Here is a 14936-nt window from a genome sequence, read left to right as displayed (position 1 = left end):
TGTCTCGCATCCGTGACGCCTCCGTGATTCGGCGTCACAGACAGAATCACGGCAGATTCATACGCGGCAATAGGCCCCGCCGACGATGTGGGTAATTGAAAGCTTCACCGGATGCGTACCTCTCGATGCCAAAATGCCCGCCGTTATCGCCGGGATAAGGGAGGGCAATAGCCCACCTGTTCTACATCCCTTCTGCTTGGTTCGCTCTCACCTGACATTCAAGGACCTCACACTGACGCGTTTCGGGCCGAAGACAGATATGTCCACTACACTTGCTCGCTTCAATTAATGAGCGCGCTTTGGCCACCGTTTTCCGGGGTTGACGTCCTTGGCTGGAGGAGCGGAAGACGATGGAGGCACCGAAGTTCGGACGCGCAGAAGCGTTATTCTGAAGCAGAGCGCGAGCCGAGATCTCGCGGGCGGGTATCACCCAGACGACCTACTTCAACTGGAAAGAAATACGACGGACTGCTGCCGACAGAGATGACGCGGCTGAAGCAGCTTGAGGACGAGAACGGAACTGGTCGCTGTGGCATTGAAGGGTAACCAGAGCACGCTTCATGCAGAGGTCGAGCTCTTCGCCAACGAGCAAAAGACAAACAATTTCAAAGACACCACGATCAGCCAAGACATCTGGCACGCGGGGCGAACTTGCGTCCCCTTGAACGTCGCAATCTCAGAAATTCAACGAGACGCTCCAACACTGCAACAGATCCTTCAACCAAATTTACAGAATCTTTGCGCCCGCAGAGCGGCGACAATGGTACCTTCATCGCAACTCTGAGGGAAGGCAGTGCTAAATAGCTGATCCCGATCTACATTGTGACCACCGCAGAGCTCGCAACAGAGAGTCGGGGCTGAGCTTTCGAAGATCCTCTCCGATGTTGCGGCACAATCGGACTCCAATACTGCTGCCGTCTGCAGTTGGCTGGGTTTGCAGTCTGCAAGCCGGGGGCGAAGGCGAGGATATCGCAATCGCATTCTGCGACGTCCTTGAACATTAAAAGAAGATCGGGTCGGCTATTCGGTCGGTTGCGCCTATCCGCCGGACTGGGGTGAACACACCATAAGCCTGCGCCGTGGTGACATGACCGAGCTTCAGCCCGGCATGACCTTCCACTTCATGACCTGTCTGTGGATGGAAGACTGGGCTTTGAAATGACCGAGACCGTCCTCATCACCGAGACCGGCATGGAGTGCTTGGCCCCCGCAAACTCTTCGTTAAAAACTGAAATCCGCTTACGGACGCTGAGACCTAGCCGCTCGCACAAACTTGGTGGAGCTCGTAATGTTAGTCACAACGATCGAAGACACGAAACAGATACTTGATAAGCTAGTCGCGTTCTCGACCATTTCCTCCGACTCCAACCTTGCCATGGTGAACTATTTGGCCGATTTCTTCGGCCCGCGCGAGTTTTCCTGCAGCACAACGAAGAACGGACGAAAGGCCAATCTCTTCGTGACCTTCGGTCCTGATGGGGAAGGGGGTGTGGTGCTCTCCGGCCATTCTGACGTCGTGCCTGTCGAAGGCCAGAAATGGTCGAGCACCATTCAAGATGCTGGAGAGCGAAGGACGGCTCATGGTCGAGGCACATGCGACATGAAGGGATTTGTGGCGTGCTGTCTCGCCACGGCGCGGGGCATGGCGGAACTCAACCTTGTTCGGCCGCATTTTGCCTTTACCTACGATGAGAAAGTGGGCTGCTTTGGCGCTCAGGCGCTGATGAAGGAATTGGCCCGACGTGAAATAAAGCCCTCGGCCGCCTTAATTGGTGAGCCGACGATGATGCGGGTCATCGAAGGCCACAAGGGATGCTACGAATATACCACCCACTTCGTAGGCCTTGAGGGCCACGGGTCCCAGCCAGACCTCGGGGTTAACGCAATTCAGCACGCAGCGCGATTCATTACACATCTGATGGAGCTCAGACTGAAGGATCGCGCGATGGCGGGAAGCCGCTTCGATCAACCTTGGGCTACTATTCAGGTCGGGCGCATTTTCGGTGGCGCCGGCCGCAACATCATTGCCGGGAACTGCTCTGCAGAATGGGAAATGGCCCAGTTCAGCCATCGGACGCCGCCCTAGTCAAAGAGAGCCTCGACACTTTGATCAATCAGCAGCTCCTGCCGGAAATGCAAGCCGTGTCATCCTCTGCCGGTATCGAAACGAACGTCGTCGGCGAGGTGAAAGGACTTCAGGTCGTGGCGCAGTCGGAGGCACGTGATATCGTCTATGTAATCACCGGTGCCAATGGGGCTGACGTCGTCGCGTTCGGTACCGAGGCCAGTCTTTTCCAGGAAGCGGGCATACCCGCTATCATCTGCGGGCCTGGCTCGATCGAGCAGGCCCACAAGCCAAATGAGTTCGTCGACATCGATCAGCTCAAGAGCTGCCTGAAAATGCTTTCGCGCCTGCAAGCGAAACTCGTCTGAAAGATGCGCCTTGGCGCATCGGGTCTACCAAGAAAAGGCGCGCAGTCATCTGAAAACACGATGGCGGGGGCCGGGACATTATATTGGCGAACTCTGGGTTAAGTGGCGCATGCTTGGGGGATAGGCGAACTACATAGGCCGTCAACGCAGTCCGATCGAGCGAGCTGAAGTGCAGATCAAAGATGTCCTCCTCGCGCCCGGCAACGGCGCATTTTTCTATGACGATCAGACCGCCATTAGATCCGGTGCGACCCAGGACGGCTTCCGCTATGTCGGCGAACCGATAACGCCTGGCTTCACATCGATCCGCATTCCAGCATCTTCGCTCAGCATCGGGCTCGTCCTTTCCGACGAGACCGTTGTTTGGGGCGACATGATGAACGTTCAGTACTCTGGTGCCGGTGGACGCGATCCTTTGTTCGACGCCAATCAGATATCAGTTTTCACATCGCGCGTGATCGCGCCGCGGCTTTTTGATGTCGATGTATCTCGGTTTCGTACTTCTTGCGTAAAGGTTTTTGAACCTGTCGATCATCTGCGCTTACCTCTGGCTGTCGAGTATGGCGTGAGCCAAGCGCTGCTTCGCGCAGCCGCCCACCTACAGCGCAAGACAATGGCGGAGATCATCTGCGCGGAGTTCGATCTGCCGCTACCGACGTGCCGCGTCCCAATTTACTGCCAGAGCGGTGACGCTCGCGAAATCAATGTAGACAAAATGATCCTGAAGGGTGTGGATGTACTGCCCCACGGCCTGATCAACTCGCGGCAGAAATTCGGCGTAGACGGCCAGACCTTCATGGAGTTCGTGAAGTGGGTTGCAACGCGTACGCGCCAAATCGGCCGCCCGGGCTATCATCCGGTGCTGCATTTCGATGTGTATGGCTGGATCGGCCAGGAAATCGGACTGGAGCCGCAAAGGATCGCCGACTTTATCTGCAAGGTTGCAGATGCCGTCCCGGATTTCACGATCAACATCGAATCCCCGGCGGATTTTGGTTCGACTCGGGCTCAAATTGAGAACTACGCCAAGATCGTATCGATTTTGGACAACCGGAGTTCCAGCGCGCGCATTGTCGTGGATGAGAGATGCAATACGCTTGAAGATATTCGGCTCTTTGCCGATGCCAAGGCCACGCATCTCGTTCAAATCAAGACGCCCGATGTCGGCTCAATTGCCGACACAGCGCGGGCCGTTCTCCTCTGCAAGGAAAACAAGGTCGGAGCGTATGTCGGGGGAAGCTGTACCGAGACAGATCTCTCCGCGCAGGCTTCTGTCCACGTATCGGTGGCGACCCAGGCCGACATGATGCTTGCAAAGCCCGGAATGGGTGTCGACGAGGCATTTTCCATCGTCGGGAACGAACAGAACCGGTTGCTGGCGATGCTGAACCGTCGTCGGACTCAAAACGAAAACGTTGGATAAAAGCACGGTGTCGCATGCAGAACTCTCTTCAGGGGATCATCGTCGTAGCCGTGGAGCAGGCCGTGGCCGCACCTTATGCGTCGTCTCGCCTTGCGGACGCCGGCGCCCGGGTGATCAAGATCGAAAGGCCCGAAGGGGACTTTGCGCGACATTACGATAAACTGGTGCGGGGACAGAGCGCTTATTTCGTCTGGCTCAACCGGGGTAAGGAATCGGTGTGTCTGGACCTGAGGTCAGAGGCGGACCGGGCCGTCCTAGGATCGCTCATCGCCAGTGCTGACGTCTTCATCCAGAATCTGAAGCCGGGCAGCATCGAAAAACTGGGTTTCGCGTCTGCTGATCTCCGTCGACGATATCCGCGGCTGATCACCTGCGACATCTCTGGTTTCGGGCAGAAAGGGCCGTATTCCCACTTGAAGGCTTATGATCTCATCGTCCAGGCTGAAACAGGTCTATGCGCGATCACCGGCAACCAACAAGGCCCTGCGCGTGTAGGGGTCTCGGTTTGTGACATCTCGGCGGGCATGACAGCGCATAGCGCCATTCTTCAGGCCCTCTATCACCGCGAGGTCACCGGCGCAGGCACCAGCATCCAGGTGTCACTGTTCGATGCGGTCGCCGATTGGATGAATGTTCCGGTCCTTCAAAACGACTACAGCGACTATTCCACGATTCGCGCCGGCGTGAAACACCCGTCGCTGGCGCCGTATGGGGCCTACCGTTGCGCCGACGGCAAAGATGTCATCTTTTCAGTTCAGAATGACCGCGAATGGGTAAATTTCTGCGAGAAATTCCTGAAGCAGCCGGGGCTTACACGCGCACCTGGTTTTGCTGACAATATGGAGCGCCTCGGCCACAGTGCGCAACTTGATGAGATCATTGAACGGCGGTTTTCTGAATTATCCTGCCACGAAGCAATGCAGGAGCTCGAGGCGGCCGGCTTGGCATATGGCCGACTGAACGAAGTGGTGGATGTTTCAAGGCATCCACACATTCGCAGGGTGCAGGTTGCTACACCTGAAGGAACTGTTGATACGATAGCGCCCGCGGCGATTTTCAACTCCGAGCGCCCCTCGCTGCGCCCAGTTCCGGCTCTTGGTGCTCATACCGAGGCTGTCCGCGAGGAGGTTCTGGGACTTTTGCGCGAAAGAGCCGCGTCAGCGTGAGCGCCCGTCTTGTAAGTAAGGTGGGTGCGCTCGCGATTTACACAGAGCGTGGATACTTCGGGTCACCTCAGCGCATCGGCGACCCAGCAAGCTTACTGCCACCGCCGTCGCAAAAATTGACCGGAGAGGTGACTCCATGATCAAGAACACCGTTCCGGCGGTTGAAAGGTCGATGTCTGTACCCCGCTGGAGATCCCTGCTCTTCGTTCCCGCTCACGTTCCGCGCTTTGTGGAGGCGGCCCATGAACGCGGGGCAGACGGCGTCATACTCGATCTCGAGGACTCCGTTCCGCAGGATCAGAAGGATGAGGCACGGCGGCGGCTTTCTGCATCAGTGGCAAAGGTGGGTCGCAAGGGTGCGTCGGTATTGGTCCGCGTGAATCGCGGTTTGCGCGCTTTGGCGGCCGATTTCGATGCAGCTGTATTGGAAGGTGTTGACGCACTAGTTCTTCCCAAGACGGAATCGGCAGAGTGGGTATCAGAGATCGCAAATGCGGTTTCGGTCCTTGAACGAGAAAGAAATCTTCCGCTGGGACGCATCCGGTTCCTTGCCCAGATCGAGACCCCGGGCGCCTTGCAAAGGCTCGCGGCCATTGCGTCGGCGCATCCAAGAATGGTCGCAATGGCGCTTGGTCCTGAGGACTTCAGTGCCGCTGTTGGCGGCGCCCCGGAATTCGACCTTCTGTTGGCGCCGAACCTCTCTGTTCTTTTTGCCGCCCGCGCGGCGGGGTTGCTCCCGCTTGGCTTCATAGGAAGCATCGGCGAGTTCTCCGATCCTGATAAACTTCGTGAAGCCGCGGCGTATGCGCGGCGGCTTGGCTTTGCCGGAGCTTTGGCGATCCATCCGACACAGGTGGCGATATTCAATGAGGCTTTCTCGCCAAGCGCAGAGGAACTCGAGTGGGCCCGACGCGTCATCGCGGCGCATAACGATGCCGCCACGCGTGGACTGTCTGCATTCTCGTTTAATGGTAAGATGATTGATCCACCAGTGGTGCGGCGCGCCCAGGAGATCCTGGCTCTCGCCAGCAATAACTGACCTTATCAGCAGCCGGACACGGTGGTTTTCGAGACATGGCCCGAATATGCTTGCCTGCCATCTCGTTTCGAGATAGATAAGAAGGCACTGGGGATCATGCCCCGGTTTGGATTTGTTCATCGTGGACATCAGGCAGTTAAGATACTTTGTCGGCGTCGTCGAAGCCGGCAGTTTCACGAAGGCAGCTGCGACCCTCAACGTTGCTCAAAGCGCTCTAAGCCTGCATGTGCGTCAACTGGAGGAAGGATTTGGCACCCAGCTGCTGGTGCGCGATAGGACCGGTGTCAGCGTCACCGCGTCGGGAGACAAGCTGCTTGAGCGCGCGCGGATCATCCTAAAGGAAATTCAGCTCACTGAGGCGGAACTGACAAGCTCGGTGGCTGCTCCTTCCGGAGAGGTGACCATTGGCATTCCGTCCGGAGCCGCTCGCGTCCTTAGCGGTCCCCTGCTTGAATCAATGAGAAGCGAATTGCCGAGGATCTCACTTAAGATGATCGAGGGCATGACTGGACCGCTGGAGGAGTGGATGGCTGCTGGCCGCTTCAATCTGGCAGTCCTGTACCGCACTGCGGAGAGCGTGGGGCAAATGACCGTGCTGGCCCGCGAAGAGTTTTGCCTAGTGGTTCCTCGGGGTGAACCGCCTTTCGAAGATTCGATACCGCTCGCCGACCTGCATGCGTTTCCGCTGGCGGTTCCGATGCGTAACAACAACGTCAGGCGTTCGGTGGCTGATGTCGTTGCGCAGCACGGTTGTGTGCTGGACGTCAGATTCGAAGTCGACTCCCTTTCTACGATCATCAATATGGTCATGGAAGGAAAGGCCTATTCTATTCTGACTCCGTCAGCCATTCAGAAAGAGGCGTCTCAAGGCCAAGTCCGGACGGTTAAAATCATTGATCCAGTGATTACCCGTTCCGTTGTGCTCGCCGTCAATCCGAGGGATGAGCGCTCTCCAGCCGTCTCTGCGGTTCGCAAGCTGATCCCCAAGGTCGTCAGGACATTGATCGAGAGCAAGCACTGGTCAGCCACGGCTCCGGACCGTGCTTAGGCACATCCCGTACCAGTTCAGTACTATCGCTCCTCCGCGGCTGCTTGCGCGATATCAATCTGGATTCCAGATGGTTTTGGGCGATATTCCATATTTGACCGGACGCGATCAAAGCGAGGAAACTGCAGTGAAGCGGGCCTAGGTTCGATACCGGCGGGTCTCGCATCGGCAGAAATACTCAAGCGGAGCATGCGATGTCCCACACTACGACCTATCAGCTGTTCATTAACGGCAGATGGCGAGCCGGTGGTAGCGGAGCCACTCTGCCGGTAATAAATCCGGCGACGGAGATGGTATTTGCCTCGGTGGCCTCGGCGACGATACCGGATCTGGATGAGGCCCTCGCTTCGGCAGAGCGCAGCCGCAAGGCCTGGTCCTCACGGCCTGCAAAAGATCGTGGCGAGATTCTCGTAGCAGCCGCCAGGATTCTGGCAGCGAAGGTTGAAGCGGCAGCTAGGGACCTATCAGCAGAACAGGGAAAGACGGTTGCCGAAGCAACAGGCGAGTACGCGCGCGCTGTCGAAACGCTGGAGTGGAACGGAACGCACGCCGAACAGTTGTCGGCCCCTATTCCGATGGGCCCGAACCGGATGATCGTCCCCGAGCCAGTTGGCGTCGTTGCTGCGTTTACGCCTTGGAACTATCCCGCCGTTCTCATCGCCCGCAAGCTCGCCCCCGCTTTGGCGGCAGGCTGCCCCGTGATCCTCAAGGGGGCTGAAGAGACACCAAGCGCGGCTGTCCATTTCGTCGAAGCCTTGCAACAAGCGGGTATTCCGGACGGCGTGGTCAATCTCGTCTTTGGCGTTCCGGTGCAAATTTCCCGGCATCTCCTCAGCTCGCCGATTGTCAGGGGCTTGACATTTACGGGCTCTACCGAGGTTGGAAAACAGCTCGCCACGCTCGCCGCGAACAACTTGCAGCGGTGCATCCTCGAACTCGGTGGGCACTCCCCAGTCATTGTATGCGACGATGCCGACCTCGCAAAAGCTATACCGGCAATCTCAGAATACAAGTTCGAGTGCGCGGGGCAAAGCTGCAATGCGCCCAGCAGGATCCTCGTCGCGCGGCCTCTCTATGAGGAATTCCTGTCCCGGATGACCGAAGTCGCCCGCAAGATCAAGATCGGTCCACCGGACGATCCGGCGACTGAGATGGGGCCAATGGCAGATGCTCGGCGAATCGAGGCCATGCAGCGCCTAGTCACGGATGCGGTCGACCGCGGCGCCACCATCGAAACCGGTGGCACCCGCCTCGACCAACCGGGTTTTTACTGGCCGCCAACGATCCTGACAGGCGTGCCAAAGGATGCCAGAGTGCTTCATGACGAGCCGTTCGGGCCGATCCTCACCGTGGCGCCGTTCGACACGATCGACGAGGCGATCGAAGAAGCCAACGCCACTGAGTATGGCTTGGCTGCCTACTTCTTCACCGGCGCCACCGATGCGAAACGGGCGCTGATCGGCGGTCTTTCGGCAGGCGCGATCAGTGTAAATTACCTGAAAGGGGTTTCCGCAGATGCACCATACGGTGGCGTCAAACAAAGCGGGTACGGATATGAGGGGGGCGAGCAGGGATTGCGGAGCTTCCAAAGCATGAAATTAGTCAACGGGCTTGGGTCATTCGGACGAGAATTCGGTGAATAAACAAACACGAACCATTGCCGGCAAGGATATTACAAAGAGCGTCGCCGACGCCCTTCAGTACATCTCCTACTACCATCCCCCCGACTACATCCGGTACCTGTCGCAGGCATACGCGCGCGAACAGAGTCCGTCGGCCAAGAACGCCATCGGCCAGATTTTGCTGAACTCTCGCATGGCGGCCTTCGGACGGCGCCCGATCTGCCAGGACACCGGTCTTGTGGTGGTCTTTGCAAAGGTCGGCATGGGCGTACGCATCCAGTCAACGGCCAGTTTCGCTGACCTCGTGAATGAGGGCGTCCGCCAAGCATATCTCGACCCCGACAATCCCCTTCGACCATCGATCGTCTCGGATCCGCTTGCCGGGCGGGTGAACACGCGAGACAACACGCCGGCGGTCGTCCACGTCGACCTCGTGCCCGGCAACAACATTGAGATCACTATCGCAGCAAAAGGGGGCGGGTCCGAAAACAAGGCGCGTTTCACCACCCTGAACCCCAGTGCGTCCGTTGCCGACTGGGTAGTCGACACCGTTTCGACGCTGGGCAGCGGATGGTGTCCGCCCGGCCTGATCTCGGTCGGCATCGGTGGCAGCGCTGAAAAGGCGATGCTGCTGGCTAAGGAGGCCATGAACGAGCCCATCGATATGTCCGAACTGATCGCCAGGGGGCCGTCAAACGCGGAGGACGCGCTGCGGATCGAGCTTTACGAAAGAATTAATGCGCTAGGCATCGGTGCTCAGGGCCTAGGCGGCCTGACCACGGTCGTGGACGTGAAGGTTGCTACCTGTCATACACATGCCGCGTCGAAGCCCGTCGCGCTCATTCCGCAATGTGCGGCCAACCGACACCTGAAGTTCACCTTGAACGGCTCGGGACCCATCCAGCTCGAGCCACCTGACTTTTCCGAATGGCCCCAGATCGGTCATGAGGATTTGCACACAACCGACGTCCGGCGGATAAATCTCGATGCGCTCACGAAGGAAGACACGGCATCCTGGCGCTGCGGAGAAACCCTTCTTCTGTCCGGAAAGATGCTGACGGGCCGTGACGCCGCCCACCAGCGAATGATCGATCTGATCGATGCCGGCAAGCCGCTCCCGGTCGATCTGCGGGGACGCGTAATCTACTACGTCGGACCGGTCCGCGCGGTAAGAGATGAGGTCGTCGGGCCGGCTGGCCCGACAACCTCCAGCCGTATGGACGTTTTTACTGAAAAGATACTCGCCGAGACAGGGCTATACGCGATGGTCGGCAAAGCGGAGAGGGGCCCGGCGGCCATCGAGTCGATTGTCAGTCACAGAACGCCCTATCTCATCGCAGTGGGTGGCGCTGCGTACCTGATTTCAAAATCGATCAAGGCGGCGCGGATCGTTGCCTTTGAAGACCTGGGCATGGAAGCCATTTATGAATTCGAGGTGCAGGACATGCCGGTCATCATGGCTGTCGATGTCGAGGGAAACTCCATTCACAATTCCGGGCCTCTCGAGTGGCGAAAGCGCATGGCGGCCGATAGCATCGCACGCAGCATCGGCGTTTGAGTCCACCGACCGGGCGATCCGACCAGAGTCCCGTCTCGGATTTTGGGCCGTATCGGTAACGCTAGCGGCCATTTGTGGTTCTGCTCCTCGGCGAGCCAGACAAGAAAGGCTTTCAAGTCGCTCTCGATGCCAAACGCTCAGAGTAAAGACTGCATCGACCTGCCGGCCATGCGATCAACGCTCGGTGCTGTCTAGCTGGCCAATCAGGTCAAGCACCGGACCCGGGTAGGGGAAGGCAAAGCCCAACTGTTCTGCATCCCTTCTGCTTGGTCACCTGACATTCGATAACCTCACACGGACGCGTTTCGGGCCGAAACAGATATGTCCACTACATTCGCTCGCTTCAATTGATGATAAAATTGCTGGGCACCAATTGCCCTTTTCGACAACCGTTTGAGAGCAAGATCATGAAGTCGCAATCCTGCCCCGTGCAACTAGACGGTTGGGATCTGAGGATTCTCTCGGAAATCCAATCAGATGGTCGGATTTCGAAAAGCGAGCTCGCAAAGCGTGTTCACCTTTCAGCTTCAGCCTGTTCGGAGCGGCTCCGTGTGCTCGAAGCCGCAGGGGTCATTGAGGGGTTCTACGCGCGCCTCAGTCCAGCCCTCATCGGGGGCATCATCTCTGTAATGGTGGAGGTGGTTTTGGACCGCCATCGTCTCGAGGATCAACGACACTTCGAGACCGCGATCCAAGAGATTCCGGAAATCCTCGACTGCTGGGCTATCGGGGGGCGGATCGACTATCTGATGCGCGTTTCTTCGCCTTCCATGGCTGCGTATCAAGATTTCATGGAGGGACTGCTACAGGCCGGTTTGGGGATCGAGCAATACTACAGCCTTGTCGTCACGAAACCAGTGAAATCCAATTCACCAATTCCCTTGTCCTCCCTAAAACAAAGATAAACGCCTGAAGCGCTGATTCCACGGTGATCGGCGCCAATTCCGAGAATCTATTGGCCAAAGACGTACATTCCCGCGAAATCTGAGAGGCATTTCCGGTATAAAGAGCCGGGTCGGCCGGGTGTGCTCCGTCAATTTATCGTGCGGAAAGCAACGATGCGCTTGAGCAATCCGGCAACCGAGAAACTGCGAAAGAGGATGAATGCTTATGGCTGCGCACGAAAAGTACAAATTCAAAATCGAAAACGAAAGTTACGAATGGAGCAGTCAGTTCATAACCGGCGCCGAAGTGCGAGGCCTTGGTCCTGGCATACCAGATAGCATGGACTTGTATATGAAAGTAGCAGGCCATCCCGGTCGGCTGGTTGGGGCGGATGACTCAATCGACCTGCGACAGCCGGGGATCGAAAAGTTTTACGCCCAGGATGCAAGCTCCGAAGCCGGAAATGCATAATGCCACTGTTGTTCGATTCTGACTACGAGATTCTTAAAAAAGCCGGTCTCAATTTTGAGGAACAAGAGGGTGCCCGGTTTCTTATATTCAAAAACTTTCCGCTGCCGAAAGGCGTTTATGTGGCAGATGAAAAGCCCGCGGATGCGGTCGATATATTGTATGTCATTCCGCAGAACTACAATATCTCGGGGGGCGACATGTTCTGGGTACACCCGCGATTGCATAGGGCTGACGGTGGGTTGATACCAAACACTGGCGGGCCTAGTCCCAATGAGGATTCACGTACTCACGCAGGCGTGGTGTTTTGCCGCTGGTCTAGGCACTGGAATGGAAATCCTTGGAAAGCAAAGGTCGACAACGTCCAAACGATTATGGATCGGATTTCGTGGGCGTTTAGATACCCTGACGCGAGGCGTTCATGAACGGACATCGCATTTCCATTACCGGTTCTCTCGACAACAGGCTCAAGAGTTGGTTGACGGGGCACCCTGACGGTCACGAGCGCGGCGCGCTGGTTCTCTTCCGCAAAATGGAAAGGACCGTAGCGGGACTGTCGCCGTCAACGCGTTTTGTGGCGGTTGACGTGATTGAGATGGATGGCGACTGGATATTAGAGAGCTCCCCGGTTCACTTGCGCATTAATCTGCGCAGGTTTCAGGACATCTACATTCTTTGCGAGCGGGAACGGCTCGAGTTGGGATTCGCCCACAGTCATCCAAGAGGCGTTTTGGATTTCTCGACGAAGGATGATCTGAACGAACAAAGCATTCTGAGGGGATACGCTGGCTGCAACGGCCGTGATGTGTCGCTTATCGCGATCGTTTTGGCTGACGGGCAGTGGCGTGCGAGAGTTCGGTCGGGTGCGACCCCTGACAGCGTGACTGATGTCCGGCATGTCTGTGTGCTCGGGGCTGACTTGGCAGTTCATCTCGGCAAGGCAGATGATGCCACTCCATCGGAAGTGCTGCGGCGCCAGGAAGCTGCCTTTGGCAAGCCTTTCAACGAGAAGCTCAGATCGTTGCGTATCGCAATCGTCGGAGGTGGTGGAACGGGATCGTCGGTCGCCACACTCGCCGCCCGCGCCGGCGTTGGCGAACTCATCATTATCGATGGGGATTTGCTCGAAGATAGCAATCTCAATCGCGTCCGCGGATATCGCAGTTGCGATATCGGCGAGAGTAAAGCAGCCACGTTGGCCCGATACATACGAGACCTAGGTTTATCGGTAGCTGTCGCTGCCATCCCGGCATATGTGAACGAGTCTCCAGAAGCGATAGATGCAATCTCCAGCGCTGACCTAGTGTTCGGCTGTACTGACGATGTTGCTGGAAGGGAGGTCCTCAATCAGGCAGTGTACTACTACTGCCAGGGCCTTATAGACTGCGGACTCACTGGCAAGATTGATTTCGACCAGGAGCGTCAGCCTTATCTGCGCGACCATAGAGGCCGGGTTAGCACAGTTCTTCCCGAATTTGGTGCGTGCTTGAGGTGCCAAGGCGTCGTCACCGAGGAAAAGCTCAGTTATGAGAGTGCGCTAAAGGAACGTCCGGAGTTGGCGGAGCTGGATCCAGAAACGCTTCGGACGGAGTTCTATCTAGTCGGGGGCGGCGAGCGGGCTCCCGGCGTAGGTCCTTTCACCAGTGCGACTGCCGATATGGCCGTAGCGACATTGTTTGATCTGGTGCGCCCCTACCGACGGCTTCCTAGCGACATTAGCCGCGATAATATATGGTACGACTTCGTGCATATGGCAATTCACAGCAATATGCCAAAGGACAATGCCGAATGCTTTTGCTGTGGTCCGAATGGCTTATTGCTCAAGCCTGAGGATGGCTATCGGCTCGATATGCCGTCGCTAGGTAAGCCGAGTTAATTCGTATGTGGTCTTGGCTGCTAAGGCTCGTGTGGCGGCTGGAGGAAATCATCCTCGGTCCACGTACTCCAAAAGCATCCAACAGGACTCCTTCTGAGGAGCGACTTCCGGGTATACTTTTCGCTCGGAATGAAGTGGTCGAAAAATCACCTCCGAATGACAGGGTCAGGCCAGGACAGTTCATCACGGTGGTGCACAAAGGGCGGCCATACTGGTCGCTCTTTAGGTGTCCCTGTGGCTGTGGCGAGGTCGTTTCGTTACCGATGCATCCGCCGCATAACCCCAGGTGGCGAATCGAACTAAGCCAAGACGGGAGGCCGACTTTGCATCCCTCTGTCTGGAAAAACAAAGGGTGCATGAGCCATTTCTGGCTTAGGGACGGAAGAGTATACTGGTGTGCGGATACCGGTGTCGAGCCTTGGCGAGCCCGTCCAGATCTATACGAAAGAAGAATCTAGAGCACGTCCTGGGATCGTGGACCGATGTGGTGCGATGAGGGCGTTCGCAATTGATGAGGAGACCCCGGGCGGCTTCTCGAGCATTCGGAGCCTGCCGCGTCACTCAGCGATCTGAACGCCTTCATAACCATAACGCTGCGGATCGGTTTTGAGAGTACGGTGGTAATCCTGATCAGCCCAATGCGTGCTGCCACGTGCGCATCAGCTTGTGTGCACGAAGAATGCATCGTCGAGATTCTGCTGGGAATTTGGGATGGCAGCCCTCGGGCGGTGCAATCTCGAAATACGATGCCCTAGGTGGTGCGGACTCTTAGGATTCCCTTTTTGACCGTAGCATGATTCAAGACTGCTTTTGGAGGGTAATCGCCCGGTTATTACCGCGGAGATTTCGCTTTGATGCGAGCGATGAGTTCTTGGCCATCGACGAAGGCTTCGAGGAAGTCATTCCATTCGTCAGCGGTGCGGCGCGCATGGGCAAGCATTTGCTCCAGCTCTTCCATTCCGTCGCGGGTAAGCGAAGTTATTGCCTCGTCCTGTCCGGTGTAGACGCTGATGATGCTGCCGTAGCTCAGGTTGTCATCGTTGCTGACGATCGCCTGAAGGAGTTCGGCATCTTCATCGAGCAATTTGGCGACGTAGTCGATGCTGAACACATGGGTCACCGTTGCCATCAGGCAGCCTCGGCGGAGATGGCGGTGATAGGTGACCAATTCCAGGGAAGCAGCTCGTCGAGGCGATTGATCTTGTGATCGTGAATGCGGTCGAGCACGTCTGCGAGATATGCCTGCGGATCGATGCCGTTCATCTTGGCCGTCTCGATGATTGTCATGGCGCGAGCCAAGGTCTCCGCGCCGGTGTCGGAAGCAGCGTCATAATGCCCGGAATCCGGGATTCGATGTTGTTGTTACTTATCCATTTCACCCGCTGACTGGACAGACCGTTGTCGTAGTCGGTGAGTAT

At 57.0% G+C, this 14936-nt stretch carries 14 protein-coding genes and 3 pseudogenes; 15 read left to right on the top strand and 2 right to left on the bottom strand.

The annotated features are described in order from the left end of the window. Positions 1-416: 416 nt before the first annotated feature. The 15 genes and pseudogenes from NKJ94_RS35365 to NKJ94_RS35295 form a co-directional block, all read left to right on the top strand. Positions 417-519, top strand: a pseudogene (locus tag NKJ94_RS35365) (transposase); the annotation flags it as partial. Positions 520-927: 408 nt separating this feature from the next. Next, positions 928-1206 (top strand): annotated as a pseudogene (locus NKJ94_RS35360) (M24 family metallopeptidase); the annotation flags it as partial. Between the two features lie 82 nt (positions 1207-1288). Then, on the top strand, positions 1289-2086 hold the full coding sequence (locus NKJ94_RS35355; RefSeq protein WP_352532179.1) for a M20 family metallopeptidase: 798 nt from the start codon (positions 1289-1291) through the stop codon (positions 2084-2086). 20 nt (positions 2087-2106) lie between these two features. Further along, a complete protein-coding gene (locus tag NKJ94_RS35350; protein ID WP_352532177.1) occupies positions 2107-2433 on the top strand; it encodes a M20/M25/M40 family metallo-hydrolase in 327 nt (108 codons plus the stop codon). Positions 2434-2602: 169 nt separating this feature from the next. Continuing rightward, entirely contained in the window at positions 2603-3856 is a 1254-nt protein-coding gene (locus NKJ94_RS35345; protein ID WP_352532175.1) for a methylaspartate ammonia-lyase, read from the top strand. Between the two features lie 14 nt (positions 3857-3870). Continuing rightward, entirely contained in the window at positions 3871-5022 is a 1152-nt protein-coding gene (locus tag NKJ94_RS35340; protein ID WP_352532173.1) for a CaiB/BaiF CoA transferase family protein, read from the top strand. A gap of 136 nt (positions 5023-5158) precedes the next feature. After that, complete coding sequence (locus NKJ94_RS35335; RefSeq protein WP_352532171.1) at positions 5159-6061, top strand: HpcH/HpaI aldolase/citrate lyase family protein; 903 nt, start codon at positions 5159-5161, stop codon at positions 6059-6061. A gap of 121 nt (positions 6062-6182) precedes the next feature. Further along, on the top strand, positions 6183-7109 hold the full coding sequence (locus NKJ94_RS35330; RefSeq protein WP_352532169.1) for a LysR family transcriptional regulator: 927 nt from the start codon (positions 6183-6185) through the stop codon (positions 7107-7109). A gap of 194 nt (positions 7110-7303) precedes the next feature. Beyond that, complete coding sequence (locus NKJ94_RS35325) at positions 7304-8752, top strand: NAD-dependent succinate-semialdehyde dehydrogenase (protein ID WP_352532167.1); 1449 nt, start codon at positions 7304-7306, stop codon at positions 8750-8752. Further along, positions 8745-10289, top strand: coding sequence for a fumarate hydratase (locus NKJ94_RS35320; protein WP_352532165.1), 1545 nt, complete (start codon positions 8745-8747; stop codon positions 10287-10289). Before NKJ94_RS35325 ends, NKJ94_RS35320 begins: the two co-directional genes overlap by 8 nt. 350 nt (positions 10290-10639) lie before the next feature. Then, on the top strand, positions 10640-11194 hold the full coding sequence (locus NKJ94_RS35315) for an Lrp/AsnC family transcriptional regulator (protein WP_352532163.1): 555 nt from the start codon (positions 10640-10642) through the stop codon (positions 11192-11194). 205 nt (positions 11195-11399) lie between these two features. After that, a complete protein-coding gene (locus NKJ94_RS35310) occupies positions 11400-11645 on the top strand; it encodes a multiubiquitin domain-containing protein (protein WP_352532161.1) in 246 nt (81 codons plus the stop codon). Further along, the gene (locus NKJ94_RS35305; RefSeq protein ID WP_352532159.1) at positions 11645-12067 is read left to right on the top strand and encodes an E2/UBC family protein; all 423 of its coding nucleotides are present in this window, start codon (positions 11645-11647) and stop codon (positions 12065-12067) included. Before NKJ94_RS35310 ends, NKJ94_RS35305 begins: the two co-directional genes overlap by 1 nt. Next, positions 12064-13518, top strand: a complete 1455-nt coding sequence (locus NKJ94_RS35300) for a HesA/MoeB/ThiF family protein (protein ID WP_352532157.1) — start codon at positions 12064-12066, stop codon at positions 13516-13518. The genes NKJ94_RS35305 and NKJ94_RS35300 overlap by 4 nt, the downstream gene beginning before the upstream one ends. 5 nt (positions 13519-13523) lie before the next feature. Further along, positions 13524-13976, top strand: a complete 453-nt coding sequence (locus NKJ94_RS35295) for a ubiquitination-like system serine protease family protein (protein WP_352532155.1) — start codon at positions 13524-13526, stop codon at positions 13974-13976. 374 nt (positions 13977-14350) lie between these two features. On the opposite strand, the gene NKJ94_RS35290 is transcribed toward NKJ94_RS35295, so the two are convergent. Continuing rightward, complete coding sequence (locus NKJ94_RS35290) at positions 14351-14647, bottom strand: hypothetical protein (RefSeq protein WP_192257152.1); 297 nt, start codon at positions 14645-14647, stop codon at positions 14351-14353. After that, positions 14647-14844 (bottom strand): annotated as a pseudogene (locus tag NKJ94_RS35285) (transposase domain-containing protein); the annotation flags it as partial. The pseudogene NKJ94_RS35285 and the gene NKJ94_RS35290, both read right to left, overlap by 1 nt. Positions 14845-14936: the final 92 nt, after the last annotated feature.

Source organism: Mesorhizobium sp. M0060, assembly GCF_040323155.1.
In the GTDB taxonomy this organism is placed as follows: Bacteria; Pseudomonadota; Alphaproteobacteria; order Rhizobiales; family Rhizobiaceae; genus Mesorhizobium.
Note: the sequence above shows the minus strand (reverse complement) of the source record. Positions and strands in the feature narration are given on the sequence as shown.

Excerpts from the sequence above, each read along its gene's own strand:
- NKJ94_RS35355 (WP_352532179.1), top strand. The coding sequence starts at position 1,289 with ATGTTAGTCACAACGATCGAAGACACGAAACAGATACTTGATAAGCTA.
- NKJ94_RS35340 (WP_352532173.1), top strand. The coding sequence starts at position 3,871 with ATGCAGAACTCTCTTCAGGGGATCATCGTCGTAGCCGTGGAGCAGGCC.
- NKJ94_RS35335 (WP_352532171.1), top strand. The coding sequence starts at position 5,159 with ATGATCAAGAACACCGTTCCGGCGGTTGAAAGGTCGATGTCTGTACCC.
- NKJ94_RS35325 (WP_352532167.1), top strand. The coding sequence starts at position 7,304 with ATGTCCCACACTACGACCTATCAGCTGTTCATTAACGGCAGATGGCGA.
- NKJ94_RS35315 (WP_352532163.1), top strand. The coding sequence starts at position 10,640 with ATGATAAAATTGCTGGGCACCAATTGCCCTTTTCGACAACCGTTTGAG.
- NKJ94_RS35310 (WP_352532161.1), top strand. The coding sequence starts at position 11,400 with ATGGCTGCGCACGAAAAGTACAAATTCAAAATCGAAAACGAAAGTTAC.
- NKJ94_RS35305 (WP_352532159.1), top strand. The coding sequence starts at position 11,645 with ATGCCACTGTTGTTCGATTCTGACTACGAGATTCTTAAAAAAGCCGGT.
- NKJ94_RS35300 (WP_352532157.1), top strand. The coding sequence starts at position 12,064 with ATGAACGGACATCGCATTTCCATTACCGGTTCTCTCGACAACAGGCTC.
- NKJ94_RS35295 (WP_352532155.1), top strand. The coding sequence starts at position 13,524 with ATGTGGTCTTGGCTGCTAAGGCTCGTGTGGCGGCTGGAGGAAATCATC.
- NKJ94_RS35290 (WP_192257152.1), bottom strand. The coding sequence starts at position 14,647 with ATGGCAACGGTGACCCATGTGTTCAGCATCGACTACGTCGCCAAATTG.